The 22,773-nt window shown below is 61.6% G+C and carries 22 protein-coding genes and 4 tRNA genes; 12 read left to right on the forward strand and 14 right to left on the reverse strand.

The genetic code is table 11. The features are described from left to right. The first annotated feature begins 139 nt into the window (after positions 1 to 139). From NA29_RS09095 to NA29_RS09110, 4 genes are all read left to right on the forward strand, one after another. The gene (locus NA29_RS09095; RefSeq protein WP_039397633.1) at positions 140 to 775 is read left to right on the forward strand and encodes a phosphatidylserine decarboxylase; all 636 of its coding nucleotides are present in this window, start codon (positions 140 to 142) and stop codon (positions 773 to 775) included. 221 nt (positions 776 to 996) lie between these two features. Then, a complete protein-coding gene (locus NA29_RS09100; RefSeq protein ID WP_039397635.1) occupies positions 997 to 1,872 on the forward strand; it encodes a CDP-alcohol phosphatidyltransferase family protein in 876 nt (291 codons plus the stop codon). A gap of 194 nt (positions 1,873 to 2,066) precedes the next feature. After that, complete coding sequence (gene lysM / locus NA29_RS09105; protein WP_039397637.1) at positions 2,067 to 2,555, forward strand: peptidoglycan-binding protein LysM; 489 nt, start codon at positions 2,067 to 2,069, stop codon at positions 2,553 to 2,555. A 348-nt stretch (positions 2,556 to 2,903) separates the two neighbouring features. Continuing rightward, positions 2,904 to 4,448 carry a 2-isopropylmalate synthase gene (locus NA29_RS09110; RefSeq protein WP_039397639.1) on the forward strand — a complete coding sequence of 515 codons (1,545 nt, stop codon included), beginning with the start codon at positions 2,904 to 2,906 and terminating at the stop codon, positions 4,446 to 4,448. A 128-nt stretch (positions 4,449 to 4,576) separates the two neighbouring features. Here the strand turns inward: NA29_RS09110 and NA29_RS09115 are convergent, their stop codons facing one another. The 5 genes from NA29_RS09115 to NA29_RS09135 all read right to left on the reverse strand — a co-directional run bounded on the left by NA29_RS09115 (position 4,577) and on the right by NA29_RS09135 (position 6,987). Next, positions 4,577 to 5,041 carry a DUF417 family protein gene (locus tag NA29_RS09115; protein WP_052252722.1) on the reverse strand — a complete coding sequence of 155 codons (465 nt, stop codon included), beginning with the start codon at positions 5,039 to 5,041 and terminating at the stop codon, positions 4,577 to 4,579. Positions 5,042 to 5,158: 117 nt separating this feature from the next. Then, a complete protein-coding gene (locus tag NA29_RS09120; RefSeq protein ID WP_052252724.1) occupies positions 5,159 to 5,503 on the reverse strand; it encodes a DUF4148 domain-containing protein in 345 nt (114 codons plus the stop codon). A 130-nt stretch (positions 5,504 to 5,633) separates the two neighbouring features. Beyond that, on the reverse strand, positions 5,634 to 5,843 hold the full coding sequence (locus NA29_RS09125) for a zf-HC2 domain-containing protein (RefSeq protein WP_039397642.1): 210 nt from the start codon (positions 5,841 to 5,843) through the stop codon (positions 5,634 to 5,636). Next, positions 5,830 to 6,423, reverse strand: coding sequence for a sigma-70 family RNA polymerase sigma factor (locus NA29_RS09130; RefSeq protein ID WP_039397644.1), 594 nt, complete (start codon positions 6,421 to 6,423; stop codon positions 5,830 to 5,832). Before NA29_RS09130 ends, NA29_RS09125 begins: the two co-directional genes overlap by 14 nt. A 15-nt stretch (positions 6,424 to 6,438) precedes the next feature. Beyond that, positions 6,439 to 6,987 carry a hypothetical protein gene (locus NA29_RS09135; protein ID WP_084103586.1) on the reverse strand — a complete coding sequence of 183 codons (549 nt, stop codon included), beginning with the start codon at positions 6,985 to 6,987 and terminating at the stop codon, positions 6,439 to 6,441. Between the two features lie 154 nt (positions 6,988 to 7,141). On the opposite strand from NA29_RS09135, the gene NA29_RS09140 reads away from it, so the two are divergent. The 7 genes from NA29_RS09140 to NA29_RS09170 all read left to right on the forward strand — a co-directional run bounded on the left by NA29_RS09140 (position 7,142) and on the right by NA29_RS09170 (position 12,322). Then, entirely contained in the window at positions 7,142 to 8,416 is a 1,275-nt protein-coding gene (locus NA29_RS09140; RefSeq protein ID WP_039397646.1) for a branched-chain amino acid ABC transporter substrate-binding protein, read from the forward strand. 288 nt (positions 8,417 to 8,704) lie between these two features. Continuing rightward, positions 8,705 to 8,974: a 30S ribosomal protein S15 gene (gene rpsO / locus NA29_RS09145; protein ID WP_039397648.1), complete on the forward strand. Its 270-nt coding sequence runs from the start codon at positions 8,705 to 8,707 to the stop codon at positions 8,972 to 8,974. A 323-nt stretch (positions 8,975 to 9,297) separates the two neighbouring features. Continuing rightward, a complete protein-coding gene (gene pnp / locus NA29_RS09150) occupies positions 9,298 to 11,454 on the forward strand; it encodes a polyribonucleotide nucleotidyltransferase (protein WP_052252726.1) in 2,157 nt (718 codons plus the stop codon). A 196-nt stretch (positions 11,455 to 11,650) separates the two neighbouring features. Continuing rightward, positions 11,651 to 11,726 (forward strand) — tRNA-Ala (locus tag NA29_RS09155). A 169-nt stretch (positions 11,727 to 11,895) separates the two neighbouring features. Next, positions 11,896 to 11,971: transfer RNA gene (locus tag NA29_RS09160), tRNA-Glu, on the forward strand. A 98-nt stretch (positions 11,972 to 12,069) separates the two neighbouring features. Then, a tRNA-Asp gene (locus NA29_RS09165) sits at positions 12,070 to 12,146 on the forward strand. Positions 12,147 to 12,245: 99 nt separating this feature from the next. Next, positions 12,246 to 12,322 (forward strand) — tRNA-Asp (locus NA29_RS09170). A gap of 288 nt (positions 12,323 to 12,610) precedes the next feature. On the opposite strand, the gene gudD is transcribed toward NA29_RS09170, so the two are convergent. Together gudD and NA29_RS09180 are read right to left on the reverse strand one after the other, a co-directional pair. Then, positions 12,611 to 13,939 (reverse strand): glucarate dehydratase, encoded by a 1,329-nt coding sequence (gudD, locus tag NA29_RS09175; RefSeq protein ID WP_039397650.1) that lies wholly within the window; start codon positions 13,937 to 13,939, stop codon positions 12,611 to 12,613. A 232-nt stretch (positions 13,940 to 14,171) separates the two neighbouring features. Continuing rightward, positions 14,172 to 14,351 (reverse strand): type 2 periplasmic-binding domain-containing protein, encoded by a 180-nt coding sequence (locus tag NA29_RS09180; protein ID WP_039397652.1) that lies wholly within the window; start codon positions 14,349 to 14,351, stop codon positions 14,172 to 14,174. 105 nt (positions 14,352 to 14,456) lie between these two features. On the opposite strand from NA29_RS09180, the gene NA29_RS09185 reads away from it, so the two are divergent. After that, positions 14,457 to 14,879 (forward strand): hypothetical protein, encoded by a 423-nt coding sequence (locus NA29_RS09185; protein WP_150777302.1) that lies wholly within the window; start codon positions 14,457 to 14,459, stop codon positions 14,877 to 14,879. 220 nt (positions 14,880 to 15,099) lie between these two features. Here NA29_RS09185 and NA29_RS09195 read toward each other — a convergent pair whose 3' ends face one another. The 7 genes from NA29_RS09195 to NA29_RS09225 all read right to left on the reverse strand — a co-directional run bounded on the left by NA29_RS09195 (position 15,100) and on the right by NA29_RS09225 (position 22,698). Next, positions 15,100 to 16,479: an MATE family efflux transporter gene (locus NA29_RS09195; protein ID WP_039402896.1), complete on the reverse strand. Its 1,380-nt coding sequence runs from the start codon at positions 16,477 to 16,479 to the stop codon at positions 15,100 to 15,102. 27 nt (positions 16,480 to 16,506) lie between these two features. Next, positions 16,507 to 18,237, reverse strand: a complete 1,731-nt coding sequence (locus NA29_RS09200; RefSeq protein ID WP_039397659.1) for an ArnT family glycosyltransferase — start codon at positions 18,235 to 18,237, stop codon at positions 16,507 to 16,509. Positions 18,238 to 18,556: 319 nt separating this feature from the next. Then, complete coding sequence (locus NA29_RS09205) at positions 18,557 to 18,823, reverse strand: type B 50S ribosomal protein L31 (protein WP_039397661.1); 267 nt, start codon at positions 18,821 to 18,823, stop codon at positions 18,557 to 18,559. Between the two features lie 150 nt (positions 18,824 to 18,973). Next, positions 18,974 to 19,825, reverse strand: coding sequence for a M90 family metallopeptidase (locus tag NA29_RS09210; RefSeq protein WP_084103588.1), 852 nt, complete (start codon positions 19,823 to 19,825; stop codon positions 18,974 to 18,976). A 96-nt stretch (positions 19,826 to 19,921) separates the two neighbouring features. Beyond that, complete coding sequence (locus NA29_RS09215) at positions 19,922 to 21,526, reverse strand: MFS transporter (RefSeq protein WP_157744771.1); 1,605 nt, start codon at positions 21,524 to 21,526, stop codon at positions 19,922 to 19,924. A gap of 67 nt (positions 21,527 to 21,593) precedes the next feature. Further along, complete coding sequence (locus NA29_RS09220) at positions 21,594 to 22,118, reverse strand: MerR family transcriptional regulator (RefSeq protein WP_052252730.1); 525 nt, start codon at positions 22,116 to 22,118, stop codon at positions 21,594 to 21,596. Between the two features lie 193 nt (positions 22,119 to 22,311). Continuing rightward, complete coding sequence (locus tag NA29_RS09225) at positions 22,312 to 22,698, reverse strand: hypothetical protein (RefSeq protein WP_039397663.1); 387 nt, start codon at positions 22,696 to 22,698, stop codon at positions 22,312 to 22,314. Positions 22,699 to 22,773: the final 75 nt, after the last annotated feature.

Consider the following 22,773-nt stretch of genomic DNA (forward strand, 5'->3'; position numbering starts at 1 on the left):
TTATGACATCCGCGTGTCGGTTGGGGAAAAAGTGTCGCCGTGTCGCGCGCATTGCTACAATGCCGCCACGCCACGGTTTGGTCCAAAGCAGGCCGACCCGCTCACTCAACCGTTTTACCAAGGACGCGAGTTCAATCGCATGAATTATCCTCACCCGATCATCGCCCGCGAGGGCTGGCCCTTCCTGGGTATCGCCGTCGCCGTCGCGCTCGTCGTGCATTTTATGGCTGGCGTGTTTTGGGCCGCGCCGTTCTGGGTGATCGCCCTGTTCGTATTGCAGTTCTTCCGCGACCCGCCGCGTGAAGTGCCGCAGCAGGCCAATGCCGTGCTGTCCCCGGCAGACGGTCGCATCGTGGCCATCGAAACCACGCAGGACCCGTATGCAGGCCGTGAAGCGCTGAAAATCAGCGTTTTCATGAACGTCTTCAATGTTCACTCGAATCGTGCCCCGGTTGACGGCACGGTAACCAAGGTGGAATATTTCCCGGGACGTTTTTTCAACGCCGATCTCGACAAGGCGTCGCTTGAGAACGAGCGCAATGCGCTGGTGATCGACGTGGGCGGCCAGATCGTGACGAGCGTGCAGGTCGCCGGTCTGATCGCGCGCCGTATCCTGTGCTACGTGAAGGCGGGCGACCGTCTCACGCGTGGTCAGCGTTATGGCTTCATTCGCTTTGGTTCGCGTGTCGACGTCTATCTGCCGCTGGGTTCGCGCCCGCGCGTGGCGATCGGCGACAAGGTGTCCGCCACCTCGACGATCCTCGCCGAGCTGTAAGCTGCTCGTAACTGCATCAGTGCCAGTGGTGGTGGCGCGACCTCCGGGCCGCACGCCACCGTGGCCACCGCGTCGTCAGGCTTCGCCACGGGGTGCCGCGGTTGGACGATGCGGTCTGCAACTGCTTTCGCGTTTCACGTTCCAATAGCGGTGATCCGTCGCGGGTTCGCCCGCAGTCTTGGGGTCTGTCCATCGACCCTAGCATCGAAAAGGAGTTATAGATGCCGGAAAACCATCGCGGCCGCTTGCGCAACAATGTCAGGCATCTCTCGCCGTTCGGCCGTCACAAGAATCCATCAGAGCCATCGATGAACGAAGACCACGATCAGGGTGTGGAGGACGATGTGCCGGTGCGTCCGCGCAATCGCGGCATCTATCTGCTGCCGAACGCTTTTACGACCGCAGCACTCTTTTGCGGCTTCTTCGCCATCGTGCAGGCGATGAACGACCGCTTCGAGCAGGCGGCCATTGCCATCTTTTTCGCGATGGTGCTCGACGGCATGGACGGGCGCGTAGCCCGCATGACCAATACGCAGAGCGCCTTTGGTGAGCAGTACGATTCGCTGTCCGATATGACCTCGTTTGGCGTTGCGCCGGCGCTGGTGATGTACGAGTGGATCCTGCACGAAATCGGCAAGTGGGGCTGGCTCGCGGCGTTCGTCTATGTGGCGGGGGCAGCGTTACGTCTGGCGCGCTTTAACGCCAACATCGGCGTGGTCGATAAGCGCTTCTTCCAGGGGCTCGCCAGTCCGGCGGCGGCGGCATTGATCGCCGGGTTCGTCTGGATCACGATCGACAACAAGTTGCCGGTGAACGTGTTCTGGATGCCGTGGGTCGCATTCTTCCTCACCATCTATGCGGGGATGTCGATGGTGTCGAACGCGCCGTTCTACAGCGGCAAGGCGCTCGATGTGCGCCAGCGCGTCTCGTTCGGCGTGGTGCTGCTGTTCATGGTCGGCTTCATTCTGGTGTCGTCCGACCCGCCGCTGGCGCTGTTCGGCATGTTCTGTGTGTACAGCGTGTCGGGCTATGTGCTGTGGGCGTTCCGCTTCGTCAAGGGGCGCCGTCAGCGGATTTTCGGCGAAGTCGACGAATAACAGATTAGGAAACAAGGGGCGTCTCGGTACGCCCCTTGTCATATCTACCTGTCAGTGTTGTCAGGCATGACATCGTTGGGATGCGCTAATCTTGACGTTGGTAAGCGAAGTACCCTTGTGGCACGGGCCGTTTTCCGCCGATCTGGCGGGGCCCGGCGCTGTTTTCCATAGTTCGACGTGACGAAGGAGAAATCATGGGCATACTCGATTTCGTGAAGGAAGCCGGTCAGGCACTGCTTGGTAACGCACATGCGGCAGACGCGCCGCCGCCCGCCCCGGGGCCCGATGCGGATGCGGCCAACCGCGCCGCCGGCGAAGCCATCGAAAACTACATCAGATCGCAAGGATTGGATGCGACCGGTCTCGACGCAGAATTCGACGGCGCAACCCGCACCGTCAAGGTCTACGGCGTAGCCGCCGATCAGGCGACCAAGGAGAAGATTCTCCTGTGCTGCGGCAACGTGAAGGGGGTTGCCAAGGTGGACGACCAGATGTCGGTATCGACGGCGTCGGCCGAAGCCACGTACTACACGGTGAAATCGGGTGACACGCTGTCGGCCATCTCCAAGTCGGTTTATGGCGACGCCAACAAGTACAACGGCATCTTCGAAGCGAACAAGCCGATGCTCTCCAGCCCGGACAAGATTTATCCGGGGCAGGTGCTGCGGATTCCGCCGCTCTGATCGGGCCTTCGTCCCGAGATTGCCAGCCCGGCCTCGTGCCGGGCTGTTTCGTTTTGGGAGGCGGCTAGCGCTCCGTCCGATGGCCGCGAATGCCCGTATGTACGGGACTTTACGTCTGCCGCCCGCGTTGCGGAATCACCCGTTTGCGACTATATTGGCGCTCATGATTTCAGGCGCCTGACCGGCTCCGGGCCTTCTTCATGCGCCGCTTGTCGTCGCACACGGTGTCACTTGCGATGCCGCCGATGCCATGCTGTTTCTCCGCCTTCGGGCCGGCCAAGCCTGCACGCGCCGCGCGCTGATATCAAAAAAATACCGAACCCTACGAAATCCCCACAGGAGCAAATCATGGCCGACAAGCTGATCATTTTCGATACGACCTTGCGCGACGGTGAGCAGTCGCCGGGTGCGTCGATGACCCGCGACGAGAAGATCCGCATCGCCCGTCAACTGGAGCGACTTCGCGTGGATGTCATCGAAGCCGGTTTCGCGGCCAGCTCGAACGGCGATTTCGAGGCGATTCAGGCGATCGCCGGCATCGTGAAGGACAGCACGGTCTGCTCGCTCGCACGCGCCAACGACCGTGATATCGCGCGGGCCGCCGAGGCGCTCAAAGGCGCGAATTCGTCGCGTATTCATACGTTCATCGCCACGTCGCCGCTGCACATGGAGAAGAAGCTGCGCATGAGCCCGGACCAGGTGTTCGAGCAGGCAAAGCTTGCCGTGCGTTACGCGCGCCAATTCACCGACAACATCGAATTCTCGCCGGAAGACGGCAGCCGCTCGGATCTGGACTTCCTGTGCCGCGTGCTCGAAGCCGTGATCAACGAAGGTGCAACGACCATCAACGTGGCAGACACCGTCGGCTACGGCGTGCCGGAACTCTACGGCCAACTCGTGCGCACGTTGCGTGAGCGCATGCCGAATTCGGACAAGGCGGTCTGGTCGGTGCACTGCCACAACGACCTGGGCATGGCCGTGGCGAACTCGCTGGCTGGCGTGCAACTGGGTGGCGCGCGTCAGATCGAGTGCACGATCAACGGCTTGGGCGAGCGGGCAGGCAATACGTCGCTCGAAGAAGTCGTGATGGCGCTCAAGACCCGCAAGGATTATTTCGGTCTGGAACTCGGCATCGACACGACGCAGATCGTGCCGGCCTCGAAGCTCGTTTCGCAGATCACCGGCTTTAATGTGCAGCCGAACAAGGCCGTTGTGGGCGCCAATGCGTTCGCGCACGCGTCGGGCATCCACCAGGATGGCGTGCTCAAGGCGCGCGATACGTACGAAATCATGCGTGCGGAAGACGTGGGCTGGACGGCGAACAAGATCGTGCTGGGTAAGCTCTCGGGCCGTAACGCGTTCAAGCAGCGTTTGCAAGAACTGGGCATCGAGATGGAGTCGGAGCAGGACGTGAATGCCGCCTTCTCCCGCTTCAAGGAACTCGCCGACCAGAAGTCGGAAATCTTCGACGAGGACATTCTCGCGATCGTCTCGAACGAAGCGCAGGCCGAAGGCAACGAGCACTTCTACCTCGTGTCGATGGCGCAGCACTCCGAGACCGGTGAGCGTCCGAGCGCACGCGTGGTGTTCACAGCGCAGGGCAAGGAACTTGTGGGTGAGTCCGACGGCAACGGGCCGGTCGACGCCGTGCTCAATGCCATCGAATCGCAGGTGAAGAGCGGTGCGGAGCAACTGCTGTACTCGGTCAACGCCATCACGACCGGCACGCAGTCGCAAGGGGAAGTGACGGTGCGTCTGTCGAAGGCGGGCCGTATCGTGAACGGGGTCGGTACGGACCCGGACATCGTTGCTGCGTCGGCCAAGGCCTATCTGTCGGCGCTCAACAAGTTGTACTCGAAGGCTGAGAAACTGAATCCGCAGCTCACGCCGTAATCGTCTCGATCGCCTCAATCGCAGTTAGACACGGAAGATCCGGTCGATCGATCCGTCGGGTGGGGCGATTATGTCGCCGTCGACGACGAAAATGCTCGCACCCTGCACATCGGGGGCGGGCATTTTTTCTATTTCAGTGCCGAAGGGTACCGGCTGTAGATGTTCTGCTCGCGGCCTTGCGCGAACGTGCGTGCTGCGACCAGCAGGGCGACACTCAGCAGCGTCAGATCTTTGATCAGAAAACCGAAGGTGCCGCCGCGCAGGTCCGGTGTCGTCGCAAGGAACGAGACAGTCACGATTAGGGTGAGCGCCACCCCCAGACTGCCTGCCAGACGCACGCGCCGGTTACCTGCGTGCGCCATGGCCAGCGCCGAGGCGAGTTCGAAGCAACCGACGAGGTTGGATACCGTCTGCGCGCTCAGACCCAGGTAGAGCCAGCCCAGCAGCGGATGTTGGCTGACTAGCGGGAAAATGACAGCGGCCTCGCGTTCGGTGAACTTATGAAAGCCGTAGCCGATGAAGATGCCGACCACGCTGTAGAGGGCGAAGTAGTAAGCAAGGCGCTCCAGCCGAGCCGCGGTAGGGCATGTCATATGAGCGTTATGCATGGGTGGGGCCGACTCCGAAATTAGTCCCGTGTCCCCGGGGAGTCTGCAGAGGTATTCTCGGCTCGCCGCCGACTCGGCGACGAGTGACTTCCGATCGACGACTTACTGACCGCGATAGATGCGCTCGTGCAGCGATGCGTCACCGTAGGCTGCGCGCTTCATACCTGACTTCATACCCGAGGCAGATGCAGGCATGGCGTCGCCGGTGGCAACGCCAGTTGCGGTTTGCGTGGGCGCCTGTTCGCGCTTTGCCAGCTCCGCGTTTGCCGCCAGAAGGTTGGCGGGATATCGGGTATGGTCGGTACCGCTGTGATAGCCGACCGCTTGCAGTGCCTTGAGTTCGGCGACGACCTGTTCGCGCGTCAGCCCGCTCTGCGGGGAGGCAAAGGCGACGGTCGAAACGCTGACGATGGAAAGTGCGGCAGCCGAGAGAATGGACGTCTTCATGGTAGCTATCTCCAAATGATAAGCGTGGGTGGAAAAGTTCAATCGCCTAGCACGTTGGCTGTCGATCGCACCGGTTAGTCGTAGGGAGTCGCCGGATATGACAGCGCGGCGAAAAAATTCTTGCTCATCGTCAATCATCGCTGGGCGTTGCGGCGACGTCGGCGTAACCGGCAACGCGGCGCGATAGGGCGCGCAGCGTGGCGATTTGCGATGCGTACGCGCGGCACCCCGCGCACATCAGCAGATGCGCATGAACACGAGCGCTCTCGAGCGTGGTCAACGGCTGGTCGAGTTGGTCGGAGAGCGAGCGTGTGACATTGGCGCAGTTACCCAAGGGCATCGGTGACTTCCAGTCCTTTGGCCGAAAGGCAAGTGCGCAGGCGAGTGCGCGCGCGGTACAGCAATACGCTGCAATGATTGGCATCGAGGTCAAGTTCCCGGCAGATTTCGGCGATGTCCATGTCGAGCAATTCGCGCATGGAAAACACGCGACCGGTGGATTCGGGCAGGGTGTTCAGGCAACCGTCGAACAACGCCCAGAACTGTTGCCTGGCTACCAGCGTCTCGGGGTGATGCCAGGGGCGTGGGCGCGCATGATCGTTCCAATGGCCGCGCTCGTCGAAAAGCTCGCGATCGAACACGGAGTTCTCATCGGCGTCGTCTTCGAGAGACGAAGCGTTGATCGTGCGGCGTCGCGCTCGCATGGTATCGGTCAGCTTGTTGCGCAGAATCGCGAAGACCCACGTCTTGTGTTGGGAGCGCCCCGAGAATTCGTTCGATGGCGAGCAAGCCGCCGTCAGCGCTTCCTGAACGGCGTCTTCTGCCAGATGTTCGTCGCGCAATTGCAACTTGGCAAAGCGCAGCAGATCGCGACGCAGTTCCGCGAGATACGAGTGGTCGAGATACGAATTCGCGGGAATAGGGCCCCTCCTGACTTAGAACAAATTGTTATCCCGTTTCTCGTGCAGCGGATCCGGGCTGATTTGGGTGGTCTTGACGATGCCGTCGGCGTCGAAATAGAAGTTCATCATCGAGAACCACACGTCGTCCTGCTTGAAGCGGTACGTCCAGACTTCGCGCTTCATCAGAGGGAACGCCGAGGTCTCGACAGGCTCGCCAAAGTGATGCAGTACATCCGTCTTGGTCCACTTGTCGATTTCGACCTTGTTGAACTCCTGCGTCGACAATACTTGCGTGACGTGCAGCAGCCGTCCCTGCGCGTCGAAGTCGGCGGCAATCGTTTCCTCGCCGAACGGCTTCGTCGGATAGAGCCAGCGTGTGACGCCGGGCGCGAGCGGATAGACCTCCTTGGGCTTGCCCAATTGCGCCTGAACTTCCGCCTGAGACGCCGACGCGGGCAATTGTTGCCACGGCGGCGTGATACAGGCCGACAACGACAACGCGAGCACGCCTGCAGCGGCCCAGCGAATGGCTCGAGTCGACGTAGTATCGGTGTCGATAAGCATGGGGAAACGATACGTCATGGTTGGCCTCATGGGGGTGGGGATTTGCCCAAAATATGGGCGATGGTGGCTTGCTGATAGCATACCGCCACCATTCCCCATCGTGGGGTGCCTTGGCTTGCCCGGGCGGGTGGCGGCAGTTATGATTCGCGCCGGAACAGTTCTGGGGGCCTCGATGAAATCTCACGTATTGCTGGCGCGTGTTTGCGCGGTGCTGTGCACTTTGGGTCTGCTGGCCGCCACCGGTGTGGCCGATGCCGCGCCGCCGATTCGGCTTGCCCTCATCGAGGGGATGAGCGGGCCTTTCGGCAATGCGGGGGCGATGGTCGAGCGAAATCTGCGTTTCGCGATCGATCGCGTGAACGCACGTGGCGGTGTGAAGTTGCGCGACGGCGCACATCCGCTCGAATTGACAGTGTTCGATAGCAAGGGCGCCGTCGAAGACAGTCTCGTGCAGCTCAAGGCTGCCGGGGATCTCGGTATTCCGTTCGTCCTGCAGGGCAACAGTTCTGCGGTGGCGTCGGCACTGATCGACGCCATCAACAAGCGCAATGCGCGTGAGCCAGGCCAGCGCATGCTGTTCTTCAACTACTCCGCTGTCGATACGGCGCTGACCAACGAGCAGTGCAGCTTCTGGCATTTCGCATTCGACGCCAACGCCGCGATGCGCATGCAGGCGCTTACCGAAGCCATCAAGCAGGACGACAGCATTCAGAAGGTCTATCTGCTCAATCAGGACTACAGCTTCGGGCGTCAGGTCGCCACACTGGCTCGCCAGATGATCGGTGCCAAGCGCCCCGACGTTCAGATTGTGGGCGAACAGTTCAGCCCGGTAGGCCGTGTGAAGGACTTCACGCCGTATCTCGCGCGTATTCGCGCGGCCGGGGCCGATACCGTGGTCACGGGCAGCTGGGGTAACGACCTGACGCTGCTCGTCAAGGCTGCGCGAGAGCAGGGCATGGAGCTCAAGTTCTACACGTTCTACGGCAACGCGCTCGGTGCCCCGGCGGCGCTGGGCGATGCCGGAGTCGGACGCGTGTACGCGGTGGCTGAGTGGCATCCGAATGTCGGGGGCGAAGCGTCGGACGCGTACTACAAGGCGTTTCGTGCGCGCTATCCGGAGGCGCGCGACGACTATCCATTGCTGCGCATGAGCGTGATGGTCGACATGATTGCCGCAGCGCTCGAACAAGCGGGGACCACAGATGTGACGACGGTCGCGCGCGCGCTCGAAAACCGTCGCGTGCGTGAGGCGCCGGCCGACGCGTGGATGCGCGCGAACGACCATCAGATGATTGAACCGCTGTACGTCTCCGTGATGCGTCGCGCGGGCGAGCCTGGCGTGAAGTTCGATAACGAGGGCTCGGGCTACGGTTTCCGGACCGTGATGGAGCTGCCGATGAACAAGGTGGCGCTGCCGAGCACGTGTCGGATGGCGCGTCAGCGCTGACCGGCGGTCGGCCCTGAGGGCGACAGGGAAGGTCGATTGGTCGTGATTTTTCGGATAATTTGACGAATTTCTCCGGATTATTCGTCGGAAATTGGCGTTTTATGCGGTTTCAGGGGGGCTTGCAAGCCCCCCTGCTGCGGCAAAGCGCGGAAAAAAGTGGCGTCGTGATGCCGGTTCCCGTATAATCGCGCACTTGCAGTTTTGTTTATGTACGGCAACGTACATGTTTTTGTAAGTTCACGGCACGGCCATTCTTCCGTGACCGCGTGTATATCCAAAGGAAAGAAAATGTCGAACGCAGATATCAAGAAGTCGGACGTCGTGGCGCAATTCGCCCGCGCCGCCAATGACACTGGCTCCCCCGAAGTTCAGGTTGCGCTGCTGACCACGCGCATCAACGAACTGACCCCGCACTTCAAGGCACACATGAAGGATCACCACAGCCGCCGCGGTCTGCTGCGCATGGTGAGCCGTCGTCGTAAGCTGCTCGACTACCTCAAGGGCAAGGATGCAGACCGCTACCGCGCCCTGATCGAGAAGCTGGGCCTGCGTAAGTAAGCGATTACGATTACGACGAGATGCCTGTATCAGCGTGCTGATGCAGGCATTTTGTTTTTGGGCGGTACCCGATCGATGCTCTGAGAGCGACTTTCGGGGCGTTCTGCCCGGCGGTTGCGCCGGGTTTCCGGTCTCCGTTACCGATTTACGGGGCCTCGTCGGCAAGCAGGGCTTGTGTCATTCCAGGGTCGTCTTAGAGGCGCGCTAGCGGATTTTCGCAGCGGGCTACGCTGGAATGGCATAACACTCCCCCCTGTAAGGCGTCGGGATCACCCCGGCAGCGATATCGCGCCGCTGCTGCATTCGCGCGATTCGATATAGGAGTGCAAATGTTCAATAAAGTCGTCAAGTCTTTCCAATGGGGACAAAACACGGTTCGCATGGAAACCGGTGAGATCGCTCGCCAGGCATCCGGTGCTGTGCTCGTCGACATGGACGATACCGTCGTGCTCGCCACGGTCGTGGGTGCGAAGAAGGCCAAGGCTGGCCAGGATTTCTTCCCGCTGACGGTCGACTACCTTGAAAAGACTTACGCCGCCGGCAAGATCCCGGGTGGCTTCTTCAAGCGTGAAGGCCGTCCGTCGGAAAACGAAACGCTGACGTCGCGCCTGATCGACCGTCCGATCCGCCCGCTGTTCCCGGAAGGCTTCTACAACGAAGTCCAGGTGGTGGTGCAGGTCGTCTCGCTGAACCCGGAAGTCCCGGCCGATATCCCGGCCCTGATCGGTGCTTCGGCCGCGCTGGCCATCTCGGGTCTGCCGTTCAACGGCCCGGTCGGCGCCGCCCGCGTTGCCTACGTCGACAGCCAGTACGTGCTCAACCCGTCGCGCGAGCAGATCGCCAAGTCGAAGCTCGACCTGGTCGTCGCCGGTACGGAGCAAGCTGTGCTGATGGTGGAATCGGAAGCACAAGAGCTGCCGGAAGACGTGATGCTGGGCGCAGTCGTGTTCGGTCACGAGCAAATGCAAACGGCCATCAACGCGATTCACGAACTCGTGCGCGACGGTGGCAAGGCTGAGTGGGAATGGGCCCCGGCTGCCAAGAACGACGCACTGATCTCGCAAGTGGGCGAGTTGGCCGAAGGTCAACTGCGCGCTGCATACCAGACGCGTGAAAAGCAAGCGCGTACGCAACAACTGCGCGCTGTGAGCACCGACGTGATCGCCAAGCTGGCCGAAGCCGCAGCGGCTAAGGGCGAAGCTGCACCGGACGACATCGAAGTCGGCAACATCCTGTTCGATCTGGAAGCCAAGATCGTCCGTAGCCAGATCCTGGCGGGTGAGCCGCGTATCGACGGCCGCGACACGCGCACCGTGCGCCCGATCTCGATCCGCACCGGCGTGCTGCCGCGTGCCCACGGTTCGGCGCTGTTCACGCGTGGCGAAACGCAGGCACTCGTGGTGGCCACGCTGGGCACCAAGAGCGATGAGCAGATCATCGACGCGCTGCAAGGCGAGTACCGCGATCGCTTCATGCTGCACTACAACTTCCCGCCGTTCTCGACGGGCGAAACGGGGCGCGTGGGTTCGCCCAAGCGTCGCGAAATCGGTCACGGCCGTCTGGCCAAGCGCGCGCTGGTCGCGTGTCTGCCGGGTGCCGACGATTTCGGTTACACCGTGCGTGTTGTGTCGGAAATCACCGAGTCGAACGGTTCGTCGTCGATGGCATCGGTCTGCGGCGGTAGCCTCGCCATGATGGACGCCGGTGTGCCGATGACCTCGCCGGTCGCCGGTATCGCCATGGGTCTGATCCTTGAAGGCAACAAGTTTGCCGTGCTGACCGACATCCTCGGCGATGAAGATCACCTGGGCGACATGGACTTCAAGGTGGCCGGTACGTCGAATGGCGTGACCGCACTGCAGATGGACATCAAGATCCAGGGCATCACGAAGGAAATCATGCAGGTCGCGCTGGCGCAAGCCAAGGAAGGCCGTCTGCATATCCTGGGCAAGATGACGGAAGCCCAGTCTGGCGTGCGTACGGAGCTGTCGGAATTCGCACCGCGTATGGTCACCATCAAGATCAATCCGGAAAAGATCCGTGACGTGATCGGTAAGGGTGGTTCGGTGATCCGCGCGTTGACGGAAGAGACTGGTACGAGCATCGACATTTCGGACGACGGCGTGGTGACTATCGCTAGCCCGAGCGCCGAAGGTATTGCCGAAGCGAAGCGTCGGATCGAATTGATCACGGTGGAAGTCGAGGTCGGTCAGGTCTACGACGGTACCGTGCTCAAGCTGCTCGAGTTCGGCGCCATCGTCTCGGTGCTGCCGGGTAAGGACGGTCTGCTGCACATCTCGGAAATTGCCAACGAGCGCATCAAGGACATCAACGAGTACGTCAAGGAAGGTCAGGCCGTGCGCGTGAAGGTGATCCAGCAAGACGACAAGGGTCGTCTGCGTCTGTCGCACAAGGCACTGACCGAAGAAGAGAAGCAAGGCGGTGCACTGCTGGTCAAGCGCGAAGGCGACGCCCAGTAAATCGGGCCTTGGCATGAAGCGGGGCGGCGCGCTTGCGTGCCGTGACGACATGCCATGATCGCGATAAAGAAGACGGCGACTCTCATGAGTCGCCGTTTTTTTATCTTTCGCACGGATTCGCAAAATAATGCGGAAAAAATGCGAGGAGGGTATTTACAGGAAATGGGTTTGTCATTAGAATCTCATTTCTCTGTTCGGGGGTATAGCTCAGCTGGGAGAGCGCTTGCATGGCATGCAAGAGGTCAGCGGTTCGATCCCGCTTACCTCCACCACGGATTCAGAAGCTTGATTTTCAGGCTGCGTCGAAAGAGCAAGATTCTTGCAAAAACGATGCAAAAAACTTGAAAATAAAGCTTCACAAGCGAAGAAATGTTGTTTAGAATGGCGTTCTTCGCGAAATGCAGTAAGCAGTAGCGAAACAGACAAAGTTTTGACGATTTTGTCCCCTTCGTCTAGAGGCCTAGGACATCACCCTTTCACGGTGAGTACAGGGGTTCGAATCCCCTAGGGGACGCCAGAATTGGTGCCGGTAGCGAGTCGGTATCAGTTTGAAAATGCCAAGCAGTTTGTGGCGTAAAGCCCGCTGAAAGTTAGGCGGGTTTTTTTGTCGGTTTTGGAGCGGTAGTTCAGTTGGTTAGAATACCGGCCTGTCACGCCGGGGGTCGCGGGTTCGAGCCCCGTCCGCTCCGCCAAAACCTACGAAGTTCGGTGATATGCGCATGAAAATGCAGCAATGCCGGACAACTAGCAGGAAAGCAAAGTGAGTGACATCACGATGCTGCAGCAAGTTTGGAGCGGTAGTTCAGTTGGTTAGAATACCGGCCTGTCACGCCGGGGGTCGCGGGTTCGAGCCCCGTCCGCTCCGCCAAACGAAGAAAGCCCAGGCTTAACCGCCTGGGCTTTTTTTATGTCCGAAATCACTCGGCCATCGAGCATCGCATAGGTATCGCAGGGTCTCGCAAGGAGGTCTTCCGAAGGTTTCGATACCGATTTTTCCTCCATTGATTCCCTTTGACACGGCCTTGCGGATTTTTCGCGTCGTTTTTTAAAATTCCGCAATTCATGCGCATTGCGACCGGACGGTGACAGAGCGTCGGGATTTTGATTCTCCGACGCTCCGAACGATGCAGTGACGCAAGCGTGAAATGCCGACGAATCAGCGCACCAGGCAAGGGCGTTTCGGATCGAATTTCCAATCCGGCACAAGATATTGCATAGCAACGCTGTCGTCGCGCGCGCCAAGACCGTGTTCGAGGTACAGCGCGTGGGCTGCCTCGACGGCATCCATGTCCAGCGTCACCCCGAGTCCGGGAACGGTCGGCACCTGAACGTTACCGCCGACGATTTGCAGCGGGTTGCGCGTCAGGTATTGACCGTCCTGCCAGATCCAGTGGGTATCGATGGCGGTGATCTTGCCGGGCGCGGCGGCCGCCACGTGGGTGAACATCGCAAGCGACACATCGAAGTGGTTATTCGAGTGCGAACCCCACGTCAGTCCCCACTCGTGGCACATCTGCGCGACGCGGACCGAGCCTTGCATCGTCCAGAAATGCGGATCGGCGAGCGGAATGTCCACGGACTGCAACTGAATCGCGTGGCCCATCTGACGCCAATCCGTCGCGATCATGTTGGTGGCCGTCGGCAACCCTGTCGCGCGTCGGAATTCCGCCATCACTTCACGACCTGAGTAGCCGTTTTCCGCACCGCACGGATCTTCTGCATATGCCAGCACGCCGTGCTGATCGCGGCACAGACGAACGGCCTCGGCCAGCGACCATGCACCATTCGGATCGAGCGTCACGCGTGCCTGCGGGAAGCGTTTCGCAAGGGCGGTGACGGCTTCGATTTCCGCGTCGCCCTCCAGTACACCGCCTTTGAGCTTGAAGTCCTGGAAGCCGTAACGCGCATGTGCTGCCTCTGCCAGTCTGACGACGGCCTCGGGTGTCATAGCGACTTCCGTGCGCACGCGCTCCCAGTCGTCGCGCGCGCCACGATTGTCGGCATAGGCCAGATCGGTGCTATTGCGGTCGCCGATGAAGAACAGATATCCGAGCATCGCGACTTCACTGCGCTGCTGTCCTTCGCCCAGGAGGGCGGCAACAGGGACTTCCAGGTGCTGGCCGAGCAAGTCCAGCAACGCAGCTTCGAGCGCGGTAACAGCGTGGATCGTCGTACGCAGATCGAAGGTTTGCAGGCCACGTCCACCCGCATCGCGGTCGGCGAAGACGCGACGCGTCTGGCCGAGAATCGCCTGAACGTTGGCGACGGATTGTCCGACGACGTAGGGGCGGGCGTCCTCCAGCGTCTTGCGAATCGACTCACCGCCGGGCACTTCGCCAACACCGGTATGCCCGGCGCTGTCCGTCAGGATGACGAGGTTGCGGGTGAAGAACGGCCCGTGTGCGCCGCTGAGATTCAGCAGCATGCTGTCGCGGCCGGCGACGGGAACAACGCGCAATTCGGTGACGATGGGGGTTCGGCTCATGGCAGGGAACGTTGATCAGACCAAAGGGAACGAAGAGTCAGGCATACCGTTGTATGTCGTCAGACAACATTCTATGGAAAGTTCCGTAGATTGCCTTTGCGGGTATACCCGTTTTCTTGGAATATCGGCTGCTTGACGCAGTTGGTCTATGAGGCAGGGAAAGGGGGGGGGCGTATGTGTGCGGCGCTTTCTGTTGTCGTACAACTAGGTCTGAGTTAAAGTCGTCGTCGCCTCACTCTGGCGTCGGCACACGATCTCGCGCATCCACGCAACCTTGCAGCCAATTGATGAACGTAGTGAGGTGTGACGTACCGTCGGTATTCCGATAGAGCGCGTGATAGGGCGGACCTTCGAGCGAAACGCGGTCGTCGAACAGGGCGACGAGTTGGCCGCTTTCCAGTGCGTCGCGCACGACCGAACGCGGTGCGAGGCAGACAATCCGATAATCTCGTTTCCTTCGTTTGCCGCTACGTCTCACCTCTCAATGGACGCCGCTTCGCGAATCGCGCGTCTCCTCATGCTCAGTGCTGCGATTGCGCTGTCCGCTTGCGCGAGCAAGTCCCCGAACGAACGCGAAACGGGGAGTGGCGGCGATTTCATTCGCTACAGTTCGCGTCAGGTCAGCGTGGACCTGACGGATAGGCAACGCGAGACGCTACGCTCGTTGCGTGATCATCGGTTTGTCGCGGCGACGGCAGCGAAGATGCTCGATGCCGTCGCCGCTGCGCTCAAACAGCAGGGGTTCGATCCCGTGTCCATCGACCGAGAGATGGCCGTTGTCGAGGCGGATCGTCATGCCGTGCTCGTTCCGCAATGGCGACAGATTTTGCGTGGCGTGCTGAAGTCCAAAATCGGCGGCTTGCCTGCCAAACCGGATCACGAACGTATGGCGGCGATCATCGCCGTGCGTACGGTGGACGGTGGACGGTGGCGGTGGTGATGGATGGTTGGTGCGTGTGCGGTTCGATCGCACCGTATGGGACAGCAATGGAGACGCACGAACGGAGACGGTGTTGAAGCGAGAAACCTATGACGGCTTCTTTGCCGACGTCGAGAAGTCACTCAAAGGCGGGCTTGCGCTGAAGCCGTCGCTATCAACGTCAGCCCCGAAGGCCGCATCGGCGGCGACGGCAACGCAATAGCGCACGGATGTGTGTCGCTCAGGCCTGCGCGTTCACCACGGGCGTCGCCGAGCCTTTGACATGCACGACCCAACGCAGATACATCAGCAATCCGATGGCGGCGACTGCAACGCTCGCGCTGTTGGCGGCCCAGAAGCCGGTGGCCCCGTGAAGCCAGGCGGGCGAGAGACCACCGACGTCGAAGCCGAGCACGTATCCGCCGCCCAATCCCACACCCCATAGGGACAGGGCGTAAATGACTGTCGGTACGACCGCAACTTTCCACGCCCGCAAGACGAAGACGGCGTTCACCTGAAGGGCGTCGAAGATGTGATAGAAGGCGACGATGGTCAGCAGCGGCGCGGTCACGGCGGCGACCAGTGGGTCCGACGTGTAGGCGGCGAGCACCAGCGGTCGGCCGAGCCACATCAGCAGGGCTACGAGCAATCCCAACGTCCCGGCCAGTTCGACGCCACGCCGCCCGACGAGTTGTGCCGCCTTGTAGTCGCGTGAGCCGATCGCTTGCGCGGTGAGCGTTGCCGTTGCGATGCCGATCGACATCGGCAGCATGTACATGAGCGCGCCGAGGTTGGCGGCGATCTGATGGCCCGCAAGCGTCACGTCGCCCAGACGGGCAATGAAGATCGCCATGAACGAGTAGGCCGTGACTTCGATGAGGTAACTCAAGCCCATCGGCACGCCGAGTTTGAGCAGTGCGCGAATCGCGCGCCACTGCGGCCAGCAGAACTTCGTGAAGACGCCAAATTCGCGCAGCTTCGGATGCCGCGCCATCAGGAGAAGTCCGAGGCTGCAGGAGACCCAGTTGATGGCGGTCGTGGCGATGGCACAGCCGGTACTGCCCAGCGCCGGGATACCCAGCCGATCCACGCCGTAGATCAGCGCGAGATTGAGCGGCACCTTCAGCGCCAGTCCCGTCACCTGAATCATCATGACGATGCGCGGTTGCGCCACGGCCGTCGATAGCGACGAGTACACGCGGAACAGCATGGCTGCAGGTAAGCCATACGCAAGGATATGCAGATAGGCGGTCGCGCGTGCTTCAAGTTCGGGCGTCGCTTCGGAGAGTCGCAGGATGAATTGCGGATGCGACAGCACGAGGAAGCCGGGCACGGCGAGGAACAGGGCGAGCCAGAACGTTTGACGCACTTCCTCGCCAATGGCGATGCGCTCACCCGCGCCGTAAAGCTGTGCGGCGATGGGCGAGAGGGCGACGAGAATGCCCATCAGGCCGACGTACACGGTGATGTAGATCGAGCCGCCGAGTGCGAGCGACGCGAGGTCGAAGGCCGAGGCGCGACCGACCATGGCGGTGTCCATCACCCCGAAGGCGATGACCGCCAACTGGCCGACCAGCACTGGCCATGCCAGCGCGGCAATGCGTTTGATGTCTTGCCACATGGTGTCGGTGTCAGGCGGGTCGTGCAATCAGCGCGGACGCGCCGCGCGACGCCACGGGCGCTCTTGCAGGACGTAAAGACGGAAGCGCTCGTCACGGTCGGCTGCGCGACGACCCTCCCACAGTTGGCGCCACTCATACGGCGCGAGCGACAGCGGTTCGCTGTAGTCCTGCGAATCCTGACGCAGCAGCACGTCGCAGTCGTCGTCGGCCGAACCGAAGCGCATCTTGCCGAAGTAGGCAAACGACGCGAGCTGAGCATCGCCCACCCGTGCCGTGCGAATGCAGGTGTAGTCCGCTGGCAGATGAGACGCAATTTGCGCGGCGACGTCGCGATACGTTCTGCCGTAGTTGACGACCGGCAGCCAGAGCGTCATGAGCAACACCCACATGAGAGTCGTGCCGCCCGAGGACAGCACCACGCTGCGCCAGAGCACCTTCGGGCTGCGCGACACGCGCCACGCCACCAGTGCGACCCAGGCGCCCGTGACGATCAGTGCGCTGATCAGCGTGATCCAGCTGAATTCCGGGTTAAAACCGGGCACCAGACGTCGCAGGTTGCGTGCCGTCGATGCCGGGAAGCCCGTAATGCCTGCGAGCCAGACGATCCATACGAAGCCGGCCAGCACGGTAAACGACAGCACGGCGAACCAGTCGATGGCGTTGACGGTGCCGCGCTTGAGCGTCGGCAGACCGAAGGCTGCGATGATCGAGAGTGCAGGCAGCGCCAGCATGAAGAGCTGGTTGCCCTGATGCGCTTGCAGCACGATCAGTACGAGGATCGTGATGGCGAAGACGAGAGAGATCGCAATGTGCGGGGCGCGTCGCATGCCGCGCCAGGAGTACAGCGACCACGCAGCGAGCGGCCAGGCAGGCCACGCGAACAGCGCCAGGTTCTTGGCGATGTAGCTCAGCGAGGTGATCGTGGGACCGCTGAAAGCGTCCATCCCGATATCGGCCCACTCGCCGAGCCAGCGGCGCGCACCGTCGGCAAATTTGAGGGCTGCGAGGGGCCACGTGCAGGCGATGAGCAGCGTGATCGGGGTGGAGACGAGCAACAGCATGCGCAGCGGAAGCGCGCGGCACACCACGGCTGCGATCATGCCTGCGAACCACAGCGAGAGCGTCATCAGCGGGGACGACGCCAACGCCATCCCGCCAAGTGCCAGACCAAACCACACGGCACCCTGGCGCGGCTTATCCAGGCTGCGCACGAGGCCGTAGATCGCCATCGAGATCAGCGTAAGCTGCCCGACGGTGGCGGTCGTTTCATGGCCGCGCTCGGCCAGACCGAAGCACGCCAGCAGAATCAGCAACGCCCCGTCGGCGAGGGTGCGACCGTAGTCGCGCGGTTCCGGCTCACCGCCGAAAGCGTATTTGAACGGTTGCACTTCCGGTCGGCGGCCCAGCAGATAGGTGCCGTACCAGATGAACGTACAGGTGACGTAGAAGCAAAGACCCGTGACGATGCGGGCGGCGTCGGGCGCATCGAGCCACGAGAAGGCGCGGATGGAGAGTGCGCCGAGCCACGAGACGAGTGGGCCGTTGTCGTAAATCGGTTTGCCTGCGATGTTCGGCAACAACCAGTCGGACAGATGACCGTGCGCCATCGTCCACATGATGCCGAAGCCTGCGGCGTCCTCATTTTTCCACGGATCGCGACCGAACAACCCCGCCAGCACATAGATGACGCAAATGGCGATCAACAGCGAACGCGGTAGCGCGCTGGTGGCGGAGGCGGTGATGCGAACTCGTTTCATAGGCGATACGACAGGATCGGCAGGGCAGCCGGATCGGAAAGACTGAGGGGCTGAGCCGGAACTGGCTCGGGGGCGATGCTCGGGGTAAAACCGTGACCAATGCTCAGGGCAGACCTAAGGGAAAGCGCGCGGCACCCTGAAAAGCCGACAGTATGACAGTAACCGACGACTTGGCGCAGCGCAGACCCAAGAAAAAAGGGCAGCCTGAGCTGCCCCTTTCCAATGCTTTTCACAACGTCGGGATCTTGTCCCTGATGCGCTGACCGGCAAACGTCTGTCCGGTCCCGCATCGCGTTGTACGGCGCGTTGCCGGTGAAGCTTACGCAGCCTTGCCGCCGGCGCGAGCGCCGAACTTCTTGCGGAACTTGTCCACGCGACCTTCAGCGTCCATGATGCGCGTTTCGCCGGTGTAGAAGTTGTGCGATGCCGACGACGTATCCAGCTTCACGAGCGGGTACTCTTTGCCGTTGAACTCGGCCGTTTCCTTCGTGTTGATCGTCGAACGCGAGACGAACTGGAAGTCGACGCCCGGCGTCATGTCGCGGAACAGGACTTCGCGGTAATTCGGGTGAATGCCTTCTTTCATGGTGCACCTTGAGTTAAGTCGGTAGCCAGTCTGCGCGAGCCCCTTGCCCGCTAACGCTATCGCCGCCGTATTGACGGGAAACGCGCCAACCACTTTCCGGATTTGGAAAACGCGCATTATGCCATGAAAACAACAACTTTCGCAAAGTTTTCATGGGGTTGCGGCGGGCTCGTCCGGCGGGGCGGCGGCGGGGTCGGGCGCAGATGCCGTCTGGGCGGCGGGATCTTGCAGAAAATAGCGCGAAAAGAGCGTGTACAGCGCTGGATACTCGCGTTGGAAGGCTTCGGGGGCGACGAAGAACGCCTCAGCGCAGACGGCGAAGAATTCCGACTCGTGTTCCGTGGCGTAGGGATCGAGCAGAGACGTCGAAGCGAAGGCGTCCCACTGCTCGTCGGGCACGTTCGCCACGTGGTGACAGAACTCCTCGTACGCCGGGTCGAACACATCGCACCATGTCTCGGCGGTCAGGTCGCCATGAAGACGGCGCAGCATGGGCGGCACGCCGTCCGCTTCCCCGCCTTCCATATCGATCTTGTGGACGAACTCATGGATCACGACGTTGTACGCCAGCACGTCGCTTGCCTGAACATCCTGCCATGAAAGCACCACCGGGCCGCCTTCCCACGCTTCGCCGCTGGCTTCCTGTTCGACGTCGTGCACGACGCCCGCTTCATCCTGAACCGTCTTGCGAATCAGGAATTCGCCGGGATAGAGCACGATGCCGGTCCATCCGCGATAAAGCGCTGGCGGCAGATGCAAAATCGGGAGACAGGCCTGCGCGGCGACCGAGACGCACATTGATTGCGTGAGCGGCAGGTCGTGTGCCGTTGAGAAATGCTTCCCGGCTAGAAAATCGGCCGCCAGTGCGCGGAGCTTTTCCAGATCGGCGGCACTGCGTCGGGAAAGAAACGGCAAGGCATTGACGACCTCGCGCCAGACGTCGTCTTCAATGGACGTGGGGTGTTGGGAAAGTCCCAGGCGGGCGAACAGGGTCTTGAGCATGGCGGGCGTGGCCGGACGTTGGTGCCGCCGCGACCGTTACATACGATGGATCGCAGTGTGCAACGCAGCCGCGCGAAGGGCAATGACGCAACGATTCTAATTGAGCTGCTTTTGAATTGCCGCAAAAATCGCACCACACAACGCCACGATGGCAATGAAATGAAAACCGTCGATGAACGAGAGAAACGACGCCTGCCGCTCGATCATCCGGGCAATCTGTGCGAGCGCCGCCCCCTGCGCCTGCGAGGCGGCAACGCCCGCATGCGTGAGCGCATTTGCGAGCGACTCCAGCGTCTGCGTGAAGATCGGATTATAAGGATTGGCCACTTCCGTGAGCCGGGTGCGATGCAGGGCTTCCCGGTGCTGCTCGAACGCGACGATGGTGGAGACGGCGAAAGAGCCGGAGAGCTGCCGGAGAATGTTCTTGAGGCGATATCCGTGCACGAAACTCTCGTGATCGAAGGTGCGGAACGTGAGGTTTGCCACTGGCAATACGGTGAAAATACCGAACACGGCTTTGAGCGCGAGAACGCCGTAAAGCTGCGACTGCCCGGCGTCCGGCGGCATGGCGCCGAGCCACATGCTGGTGGCGATCGTCATCAGAAAGCCGCTCACGATTAGCAGCTTCTTGTTCGTGATGAACTTCGCCACACGGAAGTAGGCGACGAGCAGGATGACGGTGAGTAGCGCGGAGTAGCCAAGCAATTGCCCGGTGCGCTCGACCGTGAAGCCGAGCCCCTGCTCCAGCAACCGCGGCATCAGATAACTCTGCGTGTTTGCCAGATAGTAGTAAGCGGCGTAGAGCAGAAGTCCGACCTGGAACTCGCGTCGACGTAACGGCTGCAAACGGATGAACGGCGCAGGATGCTGCCATTGGTGGTAGCCGAACCACACCAGCGCGCCCACGCCCACGACGGTGAGCAACGGTAACGCGGGCGTTTGCAGCCACAGTGTGTAGCGCATCTCCTGGAGCACGACCTGAAATGCACCCATCGCGAGGGCAAAGGCCATGAACGGCGCGAACGGATAGCTGCCACCGGTGGCGCGGTCGCGCAGGCGGCCAACGTCCGGTATGGCGAACCAGGCAAGACCGGCGAGCAGTACGGCCGGTGGCGCGGTGCACAGGAAAAGCGTGCGCCAGGTGTATTCGGAGACCAGCAGGCCGCCGATGAGCGGTGCCGCCGCCGAGCCGGTGAACAGCAGCAGGGCGAAGGTCTGGACCGTTTTGCCACGACGCTCGGCAGGCACGCTCACTTGCGCGAGGATCCGGCATGAGCTCATCCAACTGCCCGCGCAGAAGCCCTGACACGCGCGCGCGATCACGAGTTGCATCACGCTTTCGCTAGCGCCGGCCAGCACGGCGCCGCACGCATAAAGCAGCAGCGAGGCCGTCAGATAACGGCGGTAGCCGATGCGCTCGACGAACCACTGTTGTTTAAGAATGGCGAGTACGGACGCGATGCCATACGCCGTCGTCATCCAGACGAATTCTTTGGGGGACGCATCGACGCCGCCGGAAACATAGACGGCGAAGTACACCAGGAGCGCGTTCTCGAAGAACTCCAGCCCGGGGATCAGGCCGAGGGCGTAACGATAGGCCTCGACGCGCATGGGGCGCAGCGGGTCCGAGCCACCGATGTTGCCCGCAGACGGAGGGCTTGGGGGGGCGTTGGACGAGGTCGGCGGCGCGGCGGGAGGCATGATCGGACTTGGCGGGGCCTGGCTGGGCTTGGTAGGGCTTGGTGGGGCTTGGTGGGGCTTCGGGAGCTCAGTGCGACGAGGATGTCTTGCGCGCTTTGGCGGCGCGCTCGGCCAGCAAGTCATCGGCAGGTACGCCCTGGAGGCGTTGTTCGATGTAGCGAAGGTCGTGACGAATCTGGGCTTCCAGTGTCTCGGCATCGCGCAATTCGCGACGCACCTGCGCGGTGCGCTCGCGTAGCGTGTCGAGTTGCGACGTGAGTGCGTCCCGCACGACTTGGAGGTCTTCCTCGTTCATGCGCGATTTACCCGCTTCGACCATGCGACGCGGACGCTTGAGCATTTCGGTAATCGCCGCAATCGAGAAGCCGAGCGAGCGCATGCGCAGGATGCGGCCGAAGGTTTCGAGATCGGCAGGCGTGTACATGCGGTAGCGTCCGCCGCTGCGAGCGGGGACGACGAGGTTCAGCTCCTCGTAATACTTCAAGGTGCGCGCCGTGACGCCAAGCGCGGCAGCCGCCTGACCAACGGTCAGCAGCGATGCATCGTCCGGTGTGGTGCCGTCGGGGACTGTCGACGAGAGATCTGTGGGCATGAACGTGCCTCCGATCGAATGATGGACGGAATCTTAGCACAACCTATACGTGAACGTACAGGTTTGGGTGGTGGCGCGTCGGTGAGGGAGTGTGAGCGGAAATGGCAATCGGCCCGGGAGAGTATGGACGTCTGAACGTCGTTGCTCGCCGGGCCGATGGGAGGGCGGGGAGGGAGTTGGAAGGGGAGGGAAACTAGCGCGCAGCCAGATTCGGCGCAGTTTCCCAGCGAATCGCGCGGACGCCGGGCGTATCGCCGAGCGTCGAGACAAGATGCACGAGCGCGGCGCGACCACTGCGGTCGCAGCGCAACACGTAGTCGAGCTCCAGCAGGTAGCCGCCCGAGCGGTCGATGCGGGTCGCCGTTTCCGGCGAAATCCGCTGCGAGCGAAGGGCGTCGCGCACCGTGGCGTCGATGGTGTCTGCCCGGGACGCCAGTGTCAGCACGACGAGGCGGTACTGGGGCAACGGGTGCGACGTGGTGATGTGGGAAGTCGGCGTGGCATTCGATGTGGCGGAAGCCGGTGCGAGGCGAGTGCGAGCGCGATCGAACAGCGACGGGATAAGCATTTGCAGCGTCATGGTGTCCTCCTGATTCAAGGGCCTGAGACGGCGGATGCCGGGGCTTGGCGATGCATCGTATGCAGTCGGCGGCCG

The sequence above is a fragment of the Pandoraea sputorum genome, assembly GCF_000814845.2.
Lineage (GTDB): Bacteria > Pseudomonadota > Gammaproteobacteria > Burkholderiales > Burkholderiaceae > Pandoraea > Pandoraea sputorum.

Excerpts from the sequence above, each read along its gene's own strand:
- NA29_RS09135 (WP_084103586.1), bottom strand. The coding sequence starts at position 6,987 with ATGACGTATCGTTTCCCCATGCTTATCGACACCGATACTACGTCGACT.
- NA29_RS09215 (WP_157744771.1), bottom strand. The coding sequence starts at position 21,526 with ATGCCTCCCGCCGCGCCGCCGACCTCGTCCAACGCCCCCCCAAGCCCT.
- NA29_RS09095 (WP_039397633.1), top strand. The coding sequence starts at position 140 with ATGAATTATCCTCACCCGATCATCGCCCGCGAGGGCTGGCCCTTCCTG.
- gudD (WP_039397650.1), bottom strand. The coding sequence starts at position 13,939 with ATGAGCCGAACCCCCATCGTCACCGAATTGCGCGTTGTTCCCGTCGCC.
- rpsO (WP_039397648.1), top strand. The coding sequence starts at position 8,705 with ATGTCGAACGCAGATATCAAGAAGTCGGACGTCGTGGCGCAATTCGCC.
- NA29_RS09200 (WP_039397659.1), bottom strand. The coding sequence starts at position 18,237 with ATGAAACGAGTTCGCATCACCGCCTCCGCCACCAGCGCGCTACCGCGT.
- NA29_RS09220 (WP_052252730.1), bottom strand. The coding sequence starts at position 22,118 with ATGCCCACAGATCTCTCGTCGACAGTCCCCGACGGCACCACACCGGAC.
- NA29_RS09115 (WP_052252722.1), bottom strand. The coding sequence starts at position 5,041 with ATGACATGCCCTACCGCGGCTCGGCTGGAGCGCCTTGCTTACTACTTC.
- NA29_RS09205 (WP_039397661.1), bottom strand. The coding sequence starts at position 18,823 with ATGAAAGAAGGCATTCACCCGAATTACCGCGAAGTCCTGTTCCGCGAC.
- NA29_RS09210 (WP_084103588.1), bottom strand. The coding sequence starts at position 19,825 with ATGCTCAAGACCCTGTTCGCCCGCCTGGGACTTTCCCAACACCCCACG.
- NA29_RS09110 (WP_039397639.1), top strand. The coding sequence starts at position 2,904 with ATGGCCGACAAGCTGATCATTTTCGATACGACCTTGCGCGACGGTGAG.
- NA29_RS09125 (WP_039397642.1), bottom strand. The coding sequence starts at position 5,843 with ATGCCCTTGGGTAACTGCGCCAATGTCACACGCTCGCTCTCCGACCAA.
- NA29_RS09225 (WP_039397663.1), bottom strand. The coding sequence starts at position 22,698 with ATGACGCTGCAAATGCTTATCCCGTCGCTGTTCGATCGCGCTCGCACT.
- lysM (WP_039397637.1), top strand. The coding sequence starts at position 2,067 with ATGGGCATACTCGATTTCGTGAAGGAAGCCGGTCAGGCACTGCTTGGT.
- NA29_RS09140 (WP_039397646.1), top strand. The coding sequence starts at position 7,142 with ATGAAATCTCACGTATTGCTGGCGCGTGTTTGCGCGGTGCTGTGCACT.
- NA29_RS09100 (WP_039397635.1), top strand. The coding sequence starts at position 997 with ATGCCGGAAAACCATCGCGGCCGCTTGCGCAACAATGTCAGGCATCTC.
- NA29_RS09120 (WP_052252724.1), bottom strand. The coding sequence starts at position 5,503 with ATGAAGACGTCCATTCTCTCGGCTGCCGCACTTTCCATCGTCAGCGTT.
- NA29_RS09195 (WP_039402896.1), bottom strand. The coding sequence starts at position 16,479 with ATGTGGCAAGACATCAAACGCATTGCCGCGCTGGCATGGCCAGTGCTG.
- NA29_RS09185 (WP_150777302.1), top strand. The coding sequence starts at position 14,457 with ATGCTCAGTGCTGCGATTGCGCTGTCCGCTTGCGCGAGCAAGTCCCCG.